Origin of the sequence: Pseudarthrobacter albicanus, assembly GCF_018224015.1 — a bacterium.
In the GTDB taxonomy this organism is placed as follows: Bacteria; Actinomycetota; Actinomycetes; order Actinomycetales; family Micrococcaceae; genus Arthrobacter; species Arthrobacter albicanus.
This window is the reverse complement of the sequence record NZ_JAGPOT010000035.1, coordinates 1-18411: the sequence shown is the minus strand read 5'-3', so window position 1 is coordinate 18411 and position 18411 is coordinate 1. Positions and strand designations below refer to the sequence as shown.

The window sequence follows — 18411 nt, the reverse complement described above, 5'->3', positions numbered from 1 at the left end:
TACAACGAAGCAAGGATGAGGAAGGCTGGCCCGACCGGCGCGCTCCCCCGTCGGCTCTCAGTTGGGCCGCTCCGCCGCAGCCATTAATCGGGAATGAAATGGGTGGTAGTCTGGCCGAAGTTCACCACTTTCACCAGTTTCACCTACTTTCACCCGGGGGCCTCGGTGCAGAACCCGTTCAAACCGACCGCCGGAGCCACCCCGCCGGACCTGATCGGGCGGGCCGGGCTCCTGGACGAATTCGAGTACGGCCTGCAGCAGGGCTCGGGTGCTCCCGGCCTCCTCACCATCATCACCGGGTCCAGGGGCATCGGCAAGACCGTCATGTTGAGCGCCGCAGAAGCGATCGCGAGAAACCACGGCTGGGCGGTGATCTCCCGGACCGCCAATCCTGGTTTCCTGGCCAAGATCGGCGACGATATGCTCCGCCTTGTCGACGAGTTCGGGGGCGGCCCGCCCACACGGAAGATCACCGCCTTCTCTGCGGCTGGGTTCGGGCTGACAACCCAGCTCCCCCAGGAACGCGTTCCAGACTGGCGCCGGACAGGGGAGGAATTGCTGCGGCTGCTGGAAGCGAAGGGTACAGGCCTGGTCATCACAATTGACGAGATCCATGCCGTCGACCGGACTGAAATCTCACAGCTCGCCGCGGACGTGCAACACTTCATCCGCGACGGGCTGCCAATCGGCCTGATCTTCGCTGGCCTCCCGGCGGCCGTGTCCGATCTGCTGAATGAAGGTGTGGCCACCTTCCTGCGGCGAGCGGACAGGATCAATCTTCATGAGGCAGCAACCGCCGAAGTCACCGCGTCCTACCGGGAACTTTTCAGCGAAGGGGGCATCGACGTCTCCCCGGAGCTGGTCAGCGAGGCGGCGGAGGCCACCGAAGGCTACCCGTTCCTCATTCAGCTCGTTGGCTATTACCTCTGGATGGCGGCCGGCAAGGCCGGCTGGACCTTGGACCAGAACAGCGTTCGCGCCGCCATTGCGGCCGCACGGCGACGGAATACCCTGGTTGTAGTCGAGTCCGCGCTTTCGGACATCTCCGACAAGGACCGCGAGTTCCTCGATGCCATGGCCCAGCAGGACGGCCCATCAGCGGCCGCCCAGATCGGGCACATCATCAAATCCAAACCCAATGTGGTCTCAAAGTACCGGAACCGGCTCATCGCAGCCGGCCTGATCGAACCTGCCGGCTACGGCAAGGTCGACTTCGCCATACCCGGCCTTCGTCAATACCTTCGAGGATAGCTGCCACATCAACTACCCGGCCCTCGCCGAAAAGGGCCACGTTGCAGTCATCGACGACTTCCAGCGCGAGTTGTCAGCGAAGAACCACCCGGCGGCGGCGGACGGCCAGCAGGGCTCCGCCGAGCAGGAGGGCACCGGCGCCGAGCCCGGCTGCGGGCAGCAGGGATCCGGCCCCGGTGTTGGCCAACCGCCCGGAACCGCCCGTGTCGCCCGCCGGGTGCACGGCTGCCGGTTGCACGGCTGCCGGGTCGATGGTGAACGCCGCCGTCGCCGGAACGGAAGCAACGCCGTCGACCGCCTGGCTGACCGAGACCGTATGCGGGCCCGCGGCCAGGCCGGCGGGGAACGGCACGCTCCAGCGTCCCCCCGCCGTCTGCGCGGTACCTGCCGGCACCCGGTCGACGAGGACGGTCACGTCGGCGCCGTCGACGCCGCTGCCGGAGATCGTCGCGGGGAGGCCGTCGTGGCCGAAGCGCAGCCCGTCCGGAATGCCGGAGACGGCCGGCGCGGGGGGCATCACGGTAAAGCTTCGGGTGGCCGAGGGGCTGTCTTCATGGTTGCGGGCCGTCTGCACGGCTGTGACCGAGAGTTTGCCGTAGACCGCCTGGCCGGACAGCGGGATGCTCCACTTGCCGTCCGGGCCGACCGCCGCGGATGCGGTGATACTCCCGGACAGCTGCACCGTCAGTCCGGGCGTTCCGGTGCCGTCAATGCTGCCGGCACCGGTCAGTTCTGCGCCCTCCGACGGCTGGTTTATCACCGGTGCTGGCAGGTCCGAGACGTTGACGGACAGGGAGGCCTGCCCTGACCGGCTGAAGCCGTTCACTGTCTCGGCGGAGAACTGGAGCCGGCCGGTGGACAACGGTGCAGGGAATGTCCAGTTGCCCGCGGCATCCACCGGCACCTCAAGCGGCGGCTGGCCCGCGACGGTGATGTGCACTTTCGAATTGGCGGCAACGGCCGAGGCCGGGGCTGCGGGGACGCGCCCCGTGACGGGCGTTCCGGCGGTGAACGTGGCATTCGCAGGCGCGACCAGTTCGGGTTTGTTCAGGAAAAGCTGAAGCTGCACGCCGCCGGGAATCCGGGCCAGGGAGTCCTCTAGTGTCGTGGCAATGGCAAAGTTCTCGGCGGATCCCGCAGCGTCCCCGGCGCTGTGGGTGCCGACGGCGTAGTTGCCGCTGACCCACGGCCCGCCGGAGTCCCCCCCGCTGGACTGGACATCCTTGGAGAGGAAGCCGCTGAAGGCCCGGAGATCGGCAGGGTCGGCCGTGCTGCCGCCCACGACGTAGGTCCCCAGCTCGCTCACCGTGCCGCAGGACCAGCCGGTGGTGCGCCCGGAGCGGCAGACTGCCTGGCCCTGGAAGGGTGCCACCGTGCCGATGATCTTCACGGACGTCGGACCCGGGCTGGCGACGCTGTCCCACTTCGTTGCGGCAGGCTGGACGTTGACTCCGGCCCGCAGCGCCCCGATGACGGCGACGTCGGTACCCACGTTGCCGGGGGCAGCCTCGGTGCCTGTGATCCAGGAGTTGTTCAGGCCGCCGAACTGGCTGAATCCAAAGGTCCCCAGCGGGGCGAGCGGGCGCGTCAGGGCGGTCGTCGCGCCGCCCGCGGTGGAGGCGCTCGGGGTCTCGATGTCCGCGGATTTTTTCGCCGGCCCGTCTCCGGCGCAGTGCCCCGCCGTCAGCACCAGCGGCTCCCCGGCCGGACTGAAGGCGCCGAAGCCGGCCGAGCAGATGGCCAGCTGGTCGATGACGTAGCCCTGTCCGCCGAAGAGGTCCTCTTCGGTCTGAATCGGGGCGCCCTTTTGCAGCCGGACGTTGGCGTAACGGGCCACGAATTCTGCCGGCGAAATCTTGCCGGGCGCCGACTGCGCCGTCCCGGCAGGGGCCGTCGATGCCGGGGCCGTCGGAAGCTGTGGATCCAGGACGGCCGGCAGCCCGGTTTCGGGAGTATTGATCCCGCCGGTCCGGATGACGAAATGCCCGTCGGCGTAGGCCACGGCCTGCAGCCCGGCGGGGCCGACGTCACGGATGTACGCCTGGAACAGCTGCTCGGTGCTGGACGCCACCAGCTCCGCGGCCGAGGCAGCCGGGGGTACAGCGGAGGCAGACTTGACCGGGCCGGAACCAGGCGTGGCGGGCACGGAACCAGGGGTGGCGGCCGCCGGGGCCACGAGCACGAAGTCCGCCGGTGCGGCCCGGTTCAGTTGGTCCACCCGCGCCTGCAGCCCGGTGCCGACGCCTTCGACAGCGATCTTCCCGTCCTTCAGGCTGATCCCCACATAGCCGGCGAGGCCGCGCAAGGAGGGCACGGCGTCGGCGGCGCGCCTGGCCTGCTCGCCGGCGGCGTTGAATTCCTCGAGGCTCATGCCGAGGTCCCGCCCGATGGCCTCCGCCAGTCCGGCCGCGCTGACCGACGGCGCCGGGGAAGGCGCCGCGCTTGACGCAGCGGACGGCGTCGGGTCCGCTCCGGCTTCGGCCCAGGCCGGAACGGCAGCGAACGATCCGGCCAGCGCGATCGCGAGAGCCGCGGCAGCCTGGACCGAGTGCTGGAACTTCGTAGTCTTCACCCGGCTACTGTAGCCGCCCCAGTTTGCGCAGAATGGCAGTGAGCTCCGTGTCCGTCACCCCGTGGCGGCGCAGGTATTCGCCGGTCTTCAGCGAGCGGACGAACTTCAGCAGGCTTCCGCCGCGGAATTCCAGCAGGGGGACCAGGACCTCATCGGGCAAATACCGTTCATGCGGATGCGGGACTGCCGCCAGCCGGCGGTATTCATTGATGCCCCGCATCGAGCGCTGGTAGCCGAGCACGATGGCGTCGTCGGTGTCCCCGGCGAGGTCCTGGAGCATCGCCGCGACCATGCCGCTGCGGTCCCGGCCGGCCGAGCAGTGGATGACGACGCCGCCCTGCGCTGCCGCGACTGCCTTGAAGACGCCGGCCAGCTTTTCCGGGAAGAGCCGGGCGTTGTCGGCGTAGGACGCCGGGTTGTTCAGGTACGGCCCGCAGATCGCGCGGAACTCGCTGCTGCCGGGGTCTTCCGTGGGGGCCAGCACGACGTCGAACGCCGCCAGCACCGCGGGACTCACCGGCGGATCGGATTCCCGGCGTTGCCGCTCGTCATCATTGCGGAGGTCGACGACGGTGCGGATGCCGCCGTCGTACGTCTGCTGCCAGCCGGCCTCGGTGAGCCACTCGCGGCGGCCCATGCGGTAGACATCACCGGCGACGTGCCAGGCGTTGACGGCCCCGTCCCAGCCCACGGTTTTCCCGGACTCTTCCACTTACGAAAGCTAACCACACGCTCACTGCACGCGCACACGAAAGAATTGCAAGTCGGGACCATTGGCACGGGGCGCGGCCCCGGGCGCGCGCATAGGGTGGCCCGGGGCCCGCGTTTCGGCACGGGTCGCCGGACCGGCTTTCTCACTCGAAAAAATGGGGGAACACATGAGCACTTTGAAACTCCGGCGCCAGCGCTCGACGATCGCGGCCGGCCTCGCCACCCTGGCAATGGTCCTGGGGGCGGCCGCTGTCCCGGCGGAGGCCGCTTCAAAGACCAGTTACGTGGCCCTGGGCGATTCCTATGCCGCAGGTCAGGGCGCAGGTCCGTACCTCGACGCCTGCTTCCGCAGCGAGAACAGCTATGCGGAACTTGCCGACCAGGCAAAGAGCATCAAACTGACCACCAATGCGGCCTGCAGCGGGAACACCACCGCGGACATCGCGGCGACGCAGCTCCGCCGCCTCAAAAAGGGCACCGAGCTGGTGACCATCACCGCCGGCGGTAACGACCTCAACGTAGGCGCTATCGCCGTGTTGTGCGGGGCTGCGCTGGAAAGCCCGGCCTGCCAGCAGTCGCTGGCCTCTGCCCAGAACCTGCTCAGCACCGGCGAACTGTCCTCGCGGGTGGCCCGGCTGGTCCTTGCCGTCAAGGCCGAAGCCCCCCGCGCGAAGATTGTCGTGACCGGCTACCCGCATCTGTTTGAGTCCGCCCAGGGGCTCCCCGACCAGGCCAACCAGTTCGTTGATGCGCTCAACGGGTCCATCTTCCAGGCCGCCTCGGCGACCGGGGCGCAGTACGTCGATGTGACCGGCGCGTTCGCCGGCCACGGCATCGGATCGGGGGACCCGTGGATCAACAACCCGTCGGTTCCGCTGGCGTCGGACGCCTACCACCCGAATGCGGCGGGCTACAAAGCGTACTACGCCGCACTGAAAGCGGCAGGGGTGTACTGAGCCTTGATCCATTGATCGGCGGCCGGTCGCGGATGTTCTCCGTGACCGGCCGCCGGGACAGCGGGCCGGGATACCGGCCACCTCAGCGGACCTTGGCCAGCCTGAACTCCAGGCCGTTGCGGACCATCGGCCACTCATGCTCGAGGATGGAAAACACCACCGTGTCCCGGAGCGCCCCGTCGCCGGTGCGGGTGTGGCTGCGGAGCACGCCGTCCTGTTTGGCGCCCAACCGGGCGATCGCCTCGCGGGACTGGTGGTTGAGCCAGTGGGTCCGGAATTCGACGGCGGGGCAGCCGAGGGTTTCGAAGGCGTGCCGCAGCAGCAGCAGCTTCGAGTCCGGGTTGCTGCCGCTGCCCTGTGCGGAGGCCGCGTTCCACGTGGAACCGATCTCCACCCGTGGCGTGTTGGCATCGATGTTCATATACGTGGTCATGCCGATCACGCTGCCGGGTCCGCCGGTGGCGGGATCGATCAGCCTGGCGGTGAAGGGCAGCATGGAACCGCGCTCCTGGAGTTCCAGCCGCCGGTCGATCTCGGCGGCCATCCCCTCCGGCGCCGGGACCCCGGTGTACCAGAGCTTCCAGAGGTCCCCGTCGCGGACCGCCTCCACGAGGCCGTCGTGATGGGCCTGGCTCAGGGGCTCCAGGACCACGTATTTGCCGGTCAAGGTGATGGGTTCGATGGATGTCACGGCACCAGCCTAGGCGTCAGAGCTCCACGGTGCGGACGAACGGCGTCAGGCGGTCCAGTCGAAGAAGCCCTTGCCCGTCTTGCGGCCGAGCTCGCCGCGCGCCACCTTGTCCCGCAGGATCTGCGGCGGGGCGAAGCGCTCGCCCAGCGTGGAGGCCAGGTATTCGGCGATGCCCAGGCGCACGTCCAGGCCGACGATGTCCGTGGTCCGCAACGGGCCGGTGGGGTGCTTGTAGCCGAGCACCATGGCGTTGTCGATGTCCTCGGCGGACGCCACGCCCTCTTCGACCATGCGCATGGCCTCCAGCGCGATCGCCACGCCGAGGCGTGAGGACGCAAAGCCGGGGGCGTCGCTGACGACGACGGCGGTCTTGCCGAGCGCCTCGACCCAGCCGCGGGCCGCCCGGGCCAGCGGTTCGGAGGTCTGCTCGCCGAGGACGACCTCGATGAGGGTTGACGCCGGCACGGGGTTGAAGAAGTGCAGGCCGAGGAAGTTCTGGGGCCGCTTCAGCTCGCGGGCCAGTCCGTCGACGGACAGCGAGGAGGTGTTGGACGCGAGGTAGGCGTCGGCGGCGAGGCGCTCCTCTATCCCCTTCAGCGCTGTCACCTTCAGCTCCCAGTCCTCGGGGACGGCCTCGATGACCAGCTGGCGGTCCGTGAAGTCGTCGTAGTCGACGGTCACGGCGAGCCGGGACACCATTTCGTCCAGGTTGCCGTCGACGGCGCCGCGCTCGATGCTCTTGGCGGCTGCGGATTCCACGCGTTCGCGGGCGGCCTCGGCCGAGGCCTCGTCGCGCTCGACCACGAGGACGTTGGCCCCTTTGATCAGGAAGGCGTGGGCGATGCCGGCGCCCATGCGCCCGCCGCCGAGGACTCCGACGAAGTCGGGAAGGTTGGCGGCCGGAAGGTTGGCCGGGAGTTTGTCCGAAACTTCAGGGTTGCTCATGTCTGCTTCTTCCGGTCTGATGTCTCGTCGGACTTTTTGCCGGCCTTCTTATCGGCCTTTTTATCGAGGAAGGCCTGCATGCGGTCGAACTTGGCCTGGGACTCGAAGAGGATGCCCTGGGCCAGCTGGTCGATCAGCGGATGCGCCTCCGCCGGGGCATGGAACACGGACTTGGTGATCCGCACGGCCAGCGGGTCCTGCCGCGCGATCCGGTCCGCCAGCGCATGGGCGGCGTCCATCAGCTCGGGGGCCTCGTGGATTTCGGTGATCAGGTGCACGGCCAGGGCCTGCTCGGCGCGGAGCACGAGCCCGGCGAGCAGGATCTCCTTGGCGACGGGCTCCCCCACCAGCTCCTTGAGGCGCCAGCTGGCGCCCGCCGCGGCGAGGATGCCCAGCCCGGTCTCCGGGTTCCCGATCCGTACGCCGGGCGTGCCGATCCGGAAGTCGGCCGCGTACGCCAGCTCGGCCCCGCCGCCCAGGCAGAAGCCGTCCAGGGCGGCGATGACCGGCATGGGCAGCTTGGCGATCCGGACGAAGATGCCGGAGTTGATACCGTGCAGGGCATCGTCGCGGCGGCGTTCGCGCAGCTGGGCGATGTCCGCGCCGGAAGCGAAGACCCCGTCCGTCCCGGCGATGATGAGCACCCTGGGGTTCTGCTCCAGGGCGGCGCAGACCGCGTGGAGCTCGTCCACCATCTGCTGGTCGATCGCGTTACGGACCTCGGGACGGTTGAGCAGCACCACCACCCTGTCCTGAAGCTCCTGGACCTTCAGCGTGCCGAAGTCCGCCGGGTTAAGCCCGGCCGTGGTGGGCCCTGCCTTGCTGATTCCTGCCTCGGGGGCCGCCACTAGACGCGTTCCAGCAGCATCGCGGTGCCCTGGCCGACGCCGATGCACATGGTGGCCAGGCCGATCCTGGCGTCTTCGCGCTCCATCCGGCCCAGCAGGGTGATGGCGATCCGTGAGCCGGACGAACCCAGCGGGTGCCCCAGGGAGATCGCGCCGCCGTCGCGGTTCACAGTCTCCGGGTCCAGGCCGAGCCGGCGCATGCAGGCGAGGGACTGGGTGGCGAACGCTTCGTTAAGTTCGACGGCGCCGAGGTCACCGGCGTTCAGCCCGGTCCGGGCCAGCACCTTCTGGGTGGCCGGGACGGGGCCGATTCCCATGATCTCGGGCTCGCAGCCGGCGGAGGCGCCGTCGATGATGCGGGCGCGCGGCGTGAGGCCGAGCCTCCGGATCGCGGCCTCGGAGGCCACGATAATCGCGGAGGCACCGTCGTTGAGGGTGGAGGAGTTGCCCGCCGTGACCACCGAGCCGCCCGCGACGACGGGGCGGAGCCCGGCGAGGACATCCATGGTGGTCCCGGCGCGGGGGCCCTCGTCGGTATCCACGACCGTCTCGCCCTTGCGGGACTTGACGGTCACGGGGACGATCTCGTCGGCGAAACGGCCGGCGGCGATGGCGGCGAGGGCGCGTTCGTGCGAGCGGACGGCGAACGCGTCGGCGTCTTCGCGGGAGATGCCGTCCACCCGGGCGACTTCCTCGGCCGTTTCCGGCATGGAGTACGTCATCTTGCCGTCGCGGGAGAGCCCGCCCTTCTTGAACTGCGGGTTGGCGAAGCGCCAGCCGATGGAGGTATCGAAGATTTCGCCGGGCTTGGCGAAGGCGGTCCGGGGCTTTTCCTGCACCCAGGGGGCCCGGCTCATGGATTCGACGCCGCCCGCGATCACGATGTCCGCGGCGCCGGACTTGATCATGTGGCTGGCCATGATGATGGCGCTCAGGCCGGAGGCGCAGAGCCGGTTCACGGTGATGCCGGAGATGTGCAGCGGAAGGCCGGCCAGGAGGGTCGCCATCCGGGCCACGTTGCGGTTTTCCTCGCCGGCGCCGTTGGCGTTGCCGAGGATCACCTCGTCGATGCTGTCCGGATCCAGGGCGGCGCGGGACACTGCTTCGCCGACCACGAGGGCGGCGAGGTCATCGGGGCGGACCGCGGAGAGGGCACCGCCGTAACGGCCCACGGCGGTGCGGGCACCGCCAACGAGAAATGCCTGTGGTCCTGCAACTGCTGATGCCATGGGTACACCCTTCACGCGATAAACAGCACTGTTGTCCGCGGCGGCAACACGCCTTCAGTTAAGTAGCGCAAGTTCATTACCGACCGTTCGTTCTATAAAGATTACACGGCAGGGCAACGGGGTCAACCGGATGCCCCCGTGATTACGCGACCACTATGCCCAGATGTCCCGCCAGCAGGGGCGCGAGCAGGGTCAGCTGGTAATCGTCGACGACGAGGCCGGACAGGCTGTCCAGGCCGCTGATGGTGCGGAAATCGGTGCCGCGGAGATCGAAGTCCCTCAGCTTGGCGCCGCTGAGGTCCAGGGTGCCGATGGTGCAGTTTTTCAGCGTCACCCGGGTGGCCGCGCAGGAGCCGAGGTCGAGTTCGTTGATGATGCAGTCGCTGATCTGGACATCCGTCAGCCTGGAGCCGCGCAGGTTGACGTAGTCCAGCTTGCCGCCGTCGATCCGCACCGACTGCCAGCCGCTTTCGTAGAGTTCGGCGGAGCCCCAGCGCGGATTGCCGAACTCCACGTCCCGCAGGGTGGCCCGGGCTGCCATGAACACGGGGGCGTAGAGCTCCGCGATGATGCAGTCGCGGAACGTGGCGCCGCGCAGCTGCGTCTCGTTGAAGGAGATCCCGGCGAACTCACACTCGGCGAAGTCCGTGCCGCTGAGCTCCAGGCCGTCGGCGGACGCTCGGCTGTACCGGACGCCGTCGTACCGCTCGCCGCGCTGGAGGTCCGGCGCCGGATCGTCCGTCAGCTCCCCCAGCAGGACGGGCGCCAGGCGTGGCGGCGTGACCTTGGTTGCCTTGGCCCCCTTGGCCGCCCTGGCTGTCCTGGCGGCAGGGGTGGCCCGCGTCATCACAGGGACTCGGCCTTGGCTGCGATCTCCGCCAGATCCCTGGCGAGGGCCTTGCGGGTGATGCGCATCCCGATCGGGCCGAACACCGCCATCATGATCCTGCTCAGCCGCGTGGGCTTGATGACCTCGGCGCCGAACGTGAGCGTCAGGTCCGTCCCGCCGTCGCGCTCCGCAAGGGCGAACCGCGAGGTGTAGTCGGCGCCGGCCTGGCGGGCCTTGACCGTGGTACTGCCGCCCGTGGTGCCGCCGCGGGCTCCGCCGTCCCTACCCGCAGAGGGGGGCTCGCATTGGGCGACCCACAGCTCCACTGTTTCGGACCGGCCCATCATGGTGCGGGTTTCCTTCCACCGCGTGCCCTCGGCGTACGGGCCCGCGGTGAGCATCTGGACGGAATCGATGGCGGACAGCGTCGCGGCCGATCCCGGGATGTCCGAAACGACCGCCCACACCCTGTCCGCCGGGGCCTTGATGTGCTGCGTGAGACTGGTTTTATGGTCCATGGCTTCGAGCCTAGCCGGGCTCCCCGGAATATTTCACCCCGTGCAGAAGCCCGGAGGCCCTGAGCCGGCACCGCCTGGGCCGGCCGCCCCCTCGAGATAGTAAGCATGCTTTGTGTTAGTGTGAAAGTGCATTGAATTACAACCGGAAACGAAAGGTGGCGCGCACCATGGGTATCGGAGACAAGATTCAGAACGAGGCGGAGGACCTCGGCGGCAAGGCCAAGGAAGCTACCGGAAATGCCACGGACAATGACCGCCTCAAGGCCGAGGGCCAGAAGGACCAGGTCGTAGCCGACGCCAAGAAGGTCGGCGAGGACGTCAAGGACACCTTCAAGAAGGACTGATCCTGCAGATCTTCACCAGGCCGCGGCGCTGGACTTCCCTTGGGGGATCTCCGGCGCCGCTGCCGTGTCCGCAGCGGACCGGGCGGCTAAGCCGCGGCGAGACCACGACGGCGGGCCCCCTCACCGGGGGCCCGCCGTCGTTGGTTGCTCCGTAACTGCCCTTATTCACGCTCATAACGGCAGTTACGGAGCAACCAACGACGGCGGGCCCCCGCACCGGGGGCCCGCCGTCGTTGGTTGCTCCGTAACTGCCCTTATTCACGCTCATAACGGCAGTTACGGAGCAACCGACGGGGAAACGGAGACGACTAGCTGAAGAGCTCGCTCTTGGGCTCGTTATTCTTGACCTTCTGCCAGCCGAGCCACAGCACCAGGGCGAAGAACGGGATGGTGGCCAGGGTCCACAGCCCCAGGTGGAACACCTCGCCGCTCGCCTTGTCCGTCATGGTGTCGAAGCCGATCAGCACCGTGATGGCGAGCAGGGCGATCAGGCCGGCCCAGCTGGTCCAGGGTGAACCCGGCATGGGCAGGCTGGAGATCCGGCCTTTCTGGTGGCGCAGTGCGATCTGGCTGGCGAAGATGGCGCCCCAGGTGAAGATGACGCCGATGGAGGCCGTGTTGAGCGCGAGGTCGAAGGCGTGCGAGCCGCCCAGCCAGATGTTGAGCAGGATGCCCACGAGGTAGAACGCGGCGATGGCGAGGATCGCTGCGTACGGGACGTGGCGCGAGGACATCCTGGTGAGCCACTGCGGGGCATGCCCATTGTTGGCCATGGTGCGGAAGACGCGGCCGATCGAGTACAGGCCCGAGTTGCAGGAGGACAGCGCGGCGGTGATGACGATCATGTTCATGACGTCACCCACCCAGCCAAGGCCCATCTGGCCGAACACGGTGACGAACGGCGAAACGCCGGCCTTGTACTGGTCGGACGGCAGCAGCATGGCCAGGAGCAGGACTGAACCGACGTAGAAGACTACGATGCGGAGCACGACGGCGCGGATCGCCTTGGGCACTTCACGCTTCGGATTCTGCATCTCACCGGCGGTGATGCCGACGAGTTCGATGCCGTTGTAGGCGAAGATGACGGCGTTCAGCACGAGCACCATCACGAGGGCACCCTTGGGGAACATGCCCCCGTCGCCGTCGAAGAGGTTGGCTACGGAGGCGTGGCCGCTGCCCACCTTGGCGTTTGTGACCACCATGAAGGTGCCGACGGCGAGGAAGATCAGGATGGCACCGACCTTGAGGCAGGACGCCCAGAATTCAAACTCGCCGAACGCCTTGACGCTGAGCAGGTTCACGGCCACCAGCAGCGCCAGCGCCGCAATGGCGGACGCCTCGACGGGCACGTTGGGGAAGAAGAACTGGAAGTACAGGCCGATCGCGATCAGTTCCGCGATCCCTGTCATGCCCCAGTTGATGAAGTACATCCAGCCGGACAGGAAGGCGCCCTTCTTGCCGAACATTTCGCCGGCATAGCTGACGAAGGAGCCCGAGGTCTGGCGGTACATGATGAGCTCGCCCAGCGCCCGCATCAGCAGGTAGGCGATGATGCCGGCAATGGCATAGGAGAAGATCAGCGCCGGCCCGGTCGAGGCCAGCCGTCCGCCGGCACCCATGAAGAGGCCGACGCCGATGGCGCCGCCCATGGAGATCATGGTGACGTGGCGGCCGCTCAGGGTCTTTTTGTAGCCCTCGGCGCTGAGGGTGGAGTCGACGACGGCGGATTGCGCCGGCGCGCTCTGAAGTTCTGAAGTACTTTGTGGCACAACTGTTCCTTCTGGGTCGGGGAATGGCCGGGACCGGACCGTGGATTCGGTACACGAAATTCGGGTTGAGCCCCCAACAAGGGGCAACAATGCATACCAAACCTCACAAAGGTCGAAGGTTCGCGCGGCCTGCCCAGCTTACAAGACCCGGGCGGGTGTGCGTGACGCGGGCAACACCAAACGGACGCCATCCCTAATTAATGACGCCACTCCGGCCAGTTCGCAGAACAATGTTCTGTTCAGCGTCCGTGTGAACCTCGTAGCTGCGCAGCGGCTCGGCCCCGGTAGTGGAGCACCCGGTGTCCAGCTCGAAGGCATTCTGGTGCAGCGGGCACATCACCACCCGCTGGTCGATAGTGCCGTCCGCGATCGGCCCGCCCCGGTGGGGGCAGACGGCGGACAGTGCGCGCAGGGTTCCGTCGCGGAGCCGGAAGACCGCCACCTGTTCGCCGTCGACCCCAAAAGCCCGTCCCTCCCCGAAAGGGATCTGATCGACGGGACCGAGGTTGTGGAGGCCGGCACTCACCTGACGCGTACTCATCGGACCGGCACCTGCGGCAGGACCGTGAGCGGCAGGGACGCACGGAACTGGCCCGGCGTGAGCGGATCATCGCGTTCACTCCACGGATCCACGTAGCTGTCCACGGAGGCCTGCATGGCGGCGTCCAGTTCCGCGGCGATGCCCTCCGCGTCATCAACCACCACGGCACGGATGTGCTCAATGCCCACCCGTGGAACGAACGCGTAGGTCCGTTCAAGCCAGTTGGCGTTCTGCCGGTAGTACTGCATGAAGCGGCCTGTCAGCAGCTTGACGTCCTCGGGATCGTCCACGGTGGCCAGCAGGTCGCCCTTGCGGATATGGGCGCCGGCCGCTCCCCCGACGTAGACTTCCCAGCGGCCGCCCTCGACGGCCACCACGCCGACGTCCTTGACCAGCGATTCGGCGCAGTTCCGGGGGCAGCCGGAGACGGCGAGCTTCAGCTTGGCTGGCGACTCGATGCCCTGGAACCGAGACTCGATTTCGATCCCCAGCTTGGTGGAATCGCCGGTGCCGTAGCGGCAGAAGTCCTTTCCGACGCAGGTTTTTACCGTGCGGAAGCTCTTGCCGTAGGCGTAACCGGAGGGCATGTCCAGGTCCGCCCAGACCTGCGGCAGGTCCTCCTTGGGGACGCCCAGGAGGTCGATGCGTTGACCGCCGGTCAGCTTGATCATGGGGATGTTGTGCTTTTCGGCGACGTCGGCAATCCGGCGCAGTTGCTGTACAGAGGTCACGCCGCCCTTCATTTGCGGAACCACGGAGAACGTGCCGTCGCGCTGGATGTTTGCGTGCACGCGGTCGTTGATGAACCGGGCATCGCGCTCGTCAATGTACTGGTCTGCCAACATCATCTTCATCAGCGAGGCGAGGCCCATTTTCGACTTCGCGCCTTCTCCGCTGTCCGGCGCCAGGGCGGCAAACACGGCGGACACCGAACGGAGGCCCTGCTTCCGGATGGCGGCCATCAGGGACGGCTTGTCCAGCGGAATGCCCGGCACGTAGTAGCTGGCCGCCGGATCCTCCTCTACGGCACCGTCGGCCGCCCATTCCACCACCTGTTTGACCAGCAGCTTGCAGGAACCGCAGCCCTTGCCTGCCCGCGTGGCATCCATGGCGCCCGCGACGGTGTTGCACCCGCCTTTGACGACGGCCACGAGGGATTTCTTACTGACGCCGTTGCAGTTACAGACCTGGGCGTCGTCGTCCAGTTCAGCAACACTTTCGTCTTCGGCGGGGGCGCCCAGGTCAAACATGAGCGAGATCCGTTCCTCGGGCAGCGGCAGCCCCTTGTCAAAGGCCTGCGTCAGATAGGCGACCTTGCGGCTGTCACCGAGCAGGGTGGCACCCACCATTTTGTTGTCGCGGATGACGATGGATTTGAACACCCCGCGGCTCGGTTCGGAGAAGACGATGTGTTCGTCTGTCTCGCGCTCCGGGCCGCGCAGTCCCATTGAAGCCACCTCGACGCCGGCCACCTTGAGTTTGGTGGCCGTTCGGGAGCCGAGGTAGGCCGAGGAGGTATCCGCGCCGGTGACGTGGTCCGCAAGCACGACGGCCTGCTCCCACAGCGGTGCCACGAGCCCGTACACCTCCCCGCGGTGCTGGACGCATTCACCCACCGCATAGATGTCGTCCTCGTCCAGGACGCGCAGCTGGTCATCGACCACGATGGCCCGTTCCACCGGCAGCCCGCTGAGGACGGCGAGATCGACGTTGGGGCGGATGCCTGCGGCCACCACCACCATGTCGCAGTCGATGTCCGGCTGGTCCCGCAGCCGGACCCCGGAGACCTTGTCTGTGCCGACTGTGCCGAGGACGGCGGTGGTGCGGCTTCCGGTGTGCACCCTGATGCCGAGGGCTTCCACGCTCCGGCGGAGGATTGCTCCGCCCTCGGGCCCCATCTGGGCGTTCATCAGGTGCCCGCCGGAGTGAACCACGTCCACGTCAATGCCGTGGCTCTGCAAGCCGCGGGCCGCCTCCAGGCCCAGCAGCCCGCCGCCGATCACGACGGCACGGTGGTGGTGCTCGTACTGCGCGTGCTGCACCATATTGCGCGTGTCATCGATGGTGCGGAAGGTGAACACCCCTGGTTTGACCGATCCGCTGGGAGTGTAGAGGCCATCCATCGGGGGCATGAAGGACTGGCTGCCCGTGGCAATGATCAGCACGTCGTAGGGGACGACGTGGCCGTTGTTGGCGAAGACGTACTTGGTGAACCGGTCGATCCGTTCAACCCGGACGCCCGCGTGCAGCGTGATGTTGTTGTCCTGGTACCAGTGCAGGGAGTTCAGGAAGATGTCCGAGTCGCTTTCCTCGCCGGACAGGACGTGGCTGAGCATGATCCGGTTGTAGTTGCCGTAGGGCTCATCACCGAACATCGTGATGGTGAACTGCTCCGCACCGCCGCGCGCCAGGATTTCCTCCACGGCACGGGCCCCGGCCATCCCGTTGCCGATCACCACGAGCCGGCGGCGTGCGGCGGGCTTCCCCTGCCGCGACTGGGGCTTGCGCTGGTGCGTGTCCTGGGGCTTGTCTGCGACGGTGGTCATCAGTGTTCCACCATGCCCAGGTCTATGACCACGGCTCCCTTGACGCCGTCCGCTGCCAGGAGGAACAGCTCGATCACCGACCCGCCCTCGATGTCCTCCACCACCCTGAGTGGCACGTGCACGTCGCTCTTGGCGCCGATGGGGAAATAGCGCATGGGCACGCCGTCGCGCATCAGGACGATGGTGATCAGCTCCGAACAGGAGTTGCCGCCGCGAAAATAAAGGGTCTGGTTGATGACCCCGTGCGGAACGAAGTGCGCGAGCCCCATGTGGATGGGAACCGGCTTTTCAAGTCCGGCTCCCTCAAAGGGGAAGACGCCCTGCAGGAAAAGGTTCTTCGTGATCACGGGACAGATCCTTTCGGCCGGCTGAGTACACCCCCGCGGGAGAGCCGCACGGGCGCTACATGAGCGTGGGAATCACTGACTCACGTCCATCCTGCTCCGCGGTTGTTTCGGCCCGGCGGGCAGGGCGTAACGATCCCTTAACGCAAATCTCACCGTTTCCGGAGGCTACGCCCCCAGCCAGTACCGCTACGCCAGGGCGCCGTCCCGCATGGCGTACCGGAGCCAGTTCCCGGCCCCGGCGCCGCGCTCGTTCCCGGCCTCCCGGGCACAGTTGCTGAACCATTCCCCCAGCGCGCGGTCGTGGCTCACCATGATCAGTGTCCCGGCGAAGTCCGAAAGGGCGGCTTCAAGCTGTTCCACCAGTACGGGTGCCAGGTGGTTGGTGGGCTCATCCACGAGCATCGTCCCGAAACCGCCCAGCAGGAGCCGGGCAAGCGCCAGCCTGCGTTGTTGTCCGGCGGAAAGGCTTCCCACTGGAACGTGGAATTCGCTAGTCCGGAAGAGCCCCAGGCGCAGCAGCGCCTCGGCGTGCTCATCGATGTTGCCGCCCAGCCCAGCAGCAAAAGCAGGCAAAAGACGCAGCCCCGGGCGCTGCGGGAGTTCCAACTCCTGCTGCAGGTAGCCGATCCGGCCCGGCCTCATCACGGCGCCTTCGGCCGGTTCCAGCGTGCCCGCGAGGACGGCGAGCAGCGTGGACTTGCCTGCACCGTTGGGTCCCGTGATCAGGATCTTCTGGCCCGCCTCCGCCCGGAAATCCGTTGGTCCCAGGCGGCCGGGCACCATCACTCCCTTCGCTTCAAGGGCGGGTCCCGCTGCAACGTCCGCCAACAGAACCGTTGCCAGCCTCAGGGGAACCGGCGGGCGGTCAACAGGGCTGGCCTCAAGCCGGCGCAGGCGTTCCCGGGCATTGCGGACCTTGCTGCTGGCTGCCCGCTGCCAGGTGCCGGCCTTGAAGTCGAACCCCATCTTGTCCCCGTCGCGCTGGCGGGCGTAGCCCATCTTCCCGGCCACGGTGTCCGCCTGGAGCCGTTCGGCAGCCATCGCATCCAGCCAACCGTGGTACTGCTGCACCCAGCGCTGGCGTTCCGCCGCCTTTTCCCGCAGGTAGCCCTCGTAACCGTTGCCGTAGCGGTTGACCGTGCGGCGTTCGGCATCCACTTCGATCATAGTTGAGGCCACCTTGCGCAGCAGCACGCGGTCGTGGGACACCACCACCACCGTGCCGCGGTGCGCTGCCAGCCGCGCCTCCAGCCAGGCGGTGCCGCGGGCATCAAGATGGTTGGTGGGTTCGTCCAGGAGCAGGATGTCCGCAGGATCGGCCAGCACGCAGGCCAGCGCCACCCGTTCCTGTTCCCCGCCGGACAGCGATCCCAGCGTCCGCTCCCGGTCCAGCCCGCCCAGGCCGAGCCGGTCCAGCGCCGCCTCCACCCTGGAATCCGCGGCATAGCCTTCCCTCAGCTGGTACTGCGTCTGCAGCCTGCCGTAGCTCTCCAGGACGTCCGCTTCGGCGCCGGCCAGCCCGACTTCCAGCCGGGCCAGTTCCGCCTCGATGCCCCGCAGTGCCGCCAGGGCGTCGTCGATCGCGTTGCCCACTGTGAACGACGGCGGCAGGCCGTGGGTCTGGGCGAGGTAGCCTACGCGGCCGTGCCTGGCGGCGGTGCCCGCGTCGGGCGGCTCGAGCCCGGCCAGGATCCGCAGCAGCGTTGATTTTCCGGCCCCGTTTTCGCCCACGATCGCCACGTGTTCGCCCGAGGTGATGACAAGTTCGACGCCGTCAAAGAGTTGGCGGTCCCCGTAGCCGTGGGATACGCCCGAAAGGTGAAGATGTTCAGTCAAGGAGTCCTCGCAAGTAGGCGTCCAGCCTGCCCGGCGACGGTGGCAACGTCAAGCGACGCACCGCCCGTCGGATCCCGATCATGCGGCAAGCACGGCTGCTTTCTTCCGGCGGGCCGTGCATCAGGACCTTGCGCATCAACAGCACGGCTTCGTCGCAGAGTTGGCGCAGGGCGTGCAGGTCATGGGTGGAAATGAGGACGGTGCAGCCCTCCGAGGCGAGCTCCCTCAGCAGCCTGGAAGAGAACCGCGGCGGCGGCGGCGGCGGCGGCGGCTCCGGCAGTTCGGCGGACAATTTTGGCGCACCGAAACAAAAATTTAGGCATACCGAACAGATTACCGGGCACGGTCTTTCGCCTGCAACGCTAGGACTGCGCTGAACAATTTGGGTGGTTTAAGGCGCGCCTGCTGGACTTCGCGCAGTGGTCCTTAAGACTGGGTGTATGCAAGGAATTGAGGCGGCCCAGCGCGGATATTTGGA

At 67.5% G+C, this 18411-nt stretch carries 16 protein-coding genes and 1 pseudogene; 3 read left to right on the top strand and 14 right to left on the bottom strand.

What is annotated here, in order from left to right; genetic code table 11:
* The first annotated feature begins 93 nt into the window (after positions 1–93).
* Entirely contained in the window at positions 94–1251 is a 1158-nt protein-coding gene (locus tag J9611_RS09720) for an ATP-binding protein (protein WP_246527614.1), read from the top strand.
* Between the two features lie 73 nt (positions 1252–1324).
* Here J9611_RS09720 and J9611_RS09715 read toward each other — a convergent pair whose 3' ends face one another.
* Entirely contained in the window at positions 1325–3823 is a 2499-nt protein-coding gene (locus J9611_RS09715; protein WP_307857064.1) for a hypothetical protein, read from the bottom strand.
* A gap of 4 nt (positions 3824–3827) precedes the next feature.
* The gene (locus tag J9611_RS09710) at positions 3828–4535 is read right to left on the bottom strand and encodes a tyrosine-protein phosphatase (RefSeq protein WP_307857063.1); all 708 of its coding nucleotides are present in this window, start codon (positions 4533–4535) and stop codon (positions 3828–3830) included.
* A 166-nt stretch (positions 4536–4701) separates the two neighbouring features.
* Here J9611_RS09710 and J9611_RS09705 point away from each other — a divergent pair, with 166 nt between their 5' ends.
* A complete protein-coding gene (locus J9611_RS09705; RefSeq protein WP_211879680.1) occupies positions 4702–5490 on the top strand; it encodes an SGNH/GDSL hydrolase family protein in 789 nt (262 codons plus the stop codon).
* An 82-nt stretch (positions 5491–5572) separates the two neighbouring features.
* Here J9611_RS09705 and J9611_RS09700 read toward each other — a convergent pair whose 3' ends face one another.
* The 6 genes from J9611_RS09700 to J9611_RS09675 all read right to left on the bottom strand — a co-directional run bounded on the left by J9611_RS09700 (position 5573) and on the right by J9611_RS09675 (position 10550).
* Complete coding sequence (locus J9611_RS09700) at positions 5573–6181, bottom strand: GNAT family N-acetyltransferase (RefSeq protein ID WP_211879678.1); 609 nt, start codon at positions 6179–6181, stop codon at positions 5573–5575.
* A gap of 45 nt (positions 6182–6226) precedes the next feature.
* Positions 6227–7126, bottom strand: coding sequence for a 3-hydroxyacyl-CoA dehydrogenase family protein (locus J9611_RS09695; protein ID WP_211879676.1), 900 nt, complete (start codon positions 7124–7126; stop codon positions 6227–6229).
* Positions 7123–7953, bottom strand: coding sequence for an enoyl-CoA hydratase/isomerase family protein (locus J9611_RS09690; protein WP_211879712.1), 831 nt, complete (start codon positions 7951–7953; stop codon positions 7123–7125). Before J9611_RS09690 ends, J9611_RS09695 begins: the two co-directional genes overlap by 4 nt.
* 20 nt (positions 7954–7973) lie before the next feature.
* Positions 7974–9203 (bottom strand): thiolase family protein, encoded by a 1230-nt coding sequence (locus J9611_RS09685; protein WP_211879674.1) that lies wholly within the window; start codon positions 9201–9203, stop codon positions 7974–7976.
* 142 nt (positions 9204–9345) lie between these two features.
* Complete coding sequence (locus J9611_RS09680) at positions 9346–10050, bottom strand: pentapeptide repeat-containing protein (RefSeq protein ID WP_211879672.1); 705 nt, start codon at positions 10048–10050, stop codon at positions 9346–9348.
* Positions 10050–10550: an SRPBCC family protein gene (locus J9611_RS09675; RefSeq protein WP_211879670.1), complete on the bottom strand. Its 501-nt coding sequence runs from the start codon at positions 10548–10550 to the stop codon at positions 10050–10052. The genes J9611_RS09680 and J9611_RS09675 overlap by 1 nt, the downstream gene beginning before the upstream one ends.
* A 167-nt stretch (positions 10551–10717) precedes the next feature.
* Here J9611_RS09675 and J9611_RS09670 point away from each other — a divergent pair, with 167 nt between their 5' ends.
* Positions 10718–10894, top strand: coding sequence for a CsbD family protein (locus J9611_RS09670; RefSeq protein WP_211879668.1), 177 nt, complete (start codon positions 10718–10720; stop codon positions 10892–10894).
* A 308-nt stretch (positions 10895–11202) separates the two neighbouring features.
* Here the strand turns inward: J9611_RS09670 and J9611_RS09665 are convergent, their stop codons facing one another.
* The 6 genes and pseudogenes from J9611_RS09665 to J9611_RS21825 all read right to left on the bottom strand — a co-directional run.
* Positions 11203–12663, bottom strand: a complete 1461-nt coding sequence (locus J9611_RS09665; protein ID WP_211879665.1) for an amino acid permease — start codon at positions 12661–12663, stop codon at positions 11203–11205.
* Between the two features lie 193 nt (positions 12664–12856).
* Positions 12857–13204 carry a Rieske (2Fe-2S) protein gene (locus tag J9611_RS09660; protein ID WP_211879663.1) on the bottom strand — a complete coding sequence of 116 codons (348 nt, stop codon included), beginning with the start codon at positions 13202–13204 and terminating at the stop codon, positions 12857–12859.
* Positions 13201–15750: a nitrite reductase large subunit NirB gene (gene nirB, locus J9611_RS09655; RefSeq protein WP_211879662.1), complete on the bottom strand. Its 2550-nt coding sequence runs from the start codon at positions 15748–15750 to the stop codon at positions 13201–13203. The genes J9611_RS09660 and nirB overlap by 4 nt, the downstream gene beginning before the upstream one ends.
* Positions 15750–16097 carry a molybdopterin oxidoreductase gene (locus J9611_RS09650; protein WP_211879661.1) on the bottom strand — a complete coding sequence of 116 codons (348 nt, stop codon included), beginning with the start codon at positions 16095–16097 and terminating at the stop codon, positions 15750–15752. Before J9611_RS09650 ends, nirB begins: the two co-directional genes overlap by 1 nt.
* A gap of 186 nt (positions 16098–16283) precedes the next feature.
* Positions 16284–17933, bottom strand: coding sequence for an ABC-F family ATP-binding cassette domain-containing protein (locus tag J9611_RS09645; RefSeq protein WP_211879659.1), 1650 nt, complete (start codon positions 17931–17933; stop codon positions 16284–16286).
* Positions 17926–18171 (bottom strand): annotated as a pseudogene (locus tag J9611_RS21825) (hypothetical protein); the annotation flags it as partial. The gene J9611_RS09645 and the pseudogene J9611_RS21825, both read right to left, overlap by 8 nt.
* Between the last annotated feature and the right edge of the window lie 240 nt (positions 18172–18411).

Coding starts and splice junctions, on each gene's coding strand:
- J9611_RS09680 (WP_211879672.1), bottom strand. CDS start 10,050: ATGACGCGGGCCACCCCTGCCGCCAGGACAGCCAGGGCGGCCAAGGGG.
- J9611_RS09705 (WP_211879680.1), top strand. CDS start 4,702: ATGAGCACTTTGAAACTCCGGCGCCAGCGCTCGACGATCGCGGCCGGC.
- J9611_RS09695 (WP_211879676.1), bottom strand. CDS start 7,126: ATGAGCAACCCTGAAGTTTCGGACAAACTCCCGGCCAACCTTCCGGCC.
- J9611_RS09660 (WP_211879663.1), bottom strand. CDS start 13,204: ATGAGTACGCGTCAGGTGAGTGCCGGCCTCCACAACCTCGGTCCCGTC.
- J9611_RS09670 (WP_211879668.1), top strand. CDS start 10,718: ATGGGTATCGGAGACAAGATTCAGAACGAGGCGGAGGACCTCGGCGGC.
- J9611_RS09685 (WP_211879674.1), bottom strand. CDS start 9,203: ATGGCATCAGCAGTTGCAGGACCACAGGCATTTCTCGTTGGCGGTGCC.
- J9611_RS09720 (WP_246527614.1), top strand. CDS start 94: ATGAAATGGGTGGTAGTCTGGCCGAAGTTCACCACTTTCACCAGTTTC.
- J9611_RS09675 (WP_211879670.1), bottom strand. CDS start 10,550: ATGGACCATAAAACCAGTCTCACGCAGCACATCAAGGCCCCGGCGGAC.
- nirB (WP_211879662.1), bottom strand. CDS start 15,750: ATGACCACCGTCGCAGACAAGCCCCAGGACACGCACCAGCGCAAGCCC.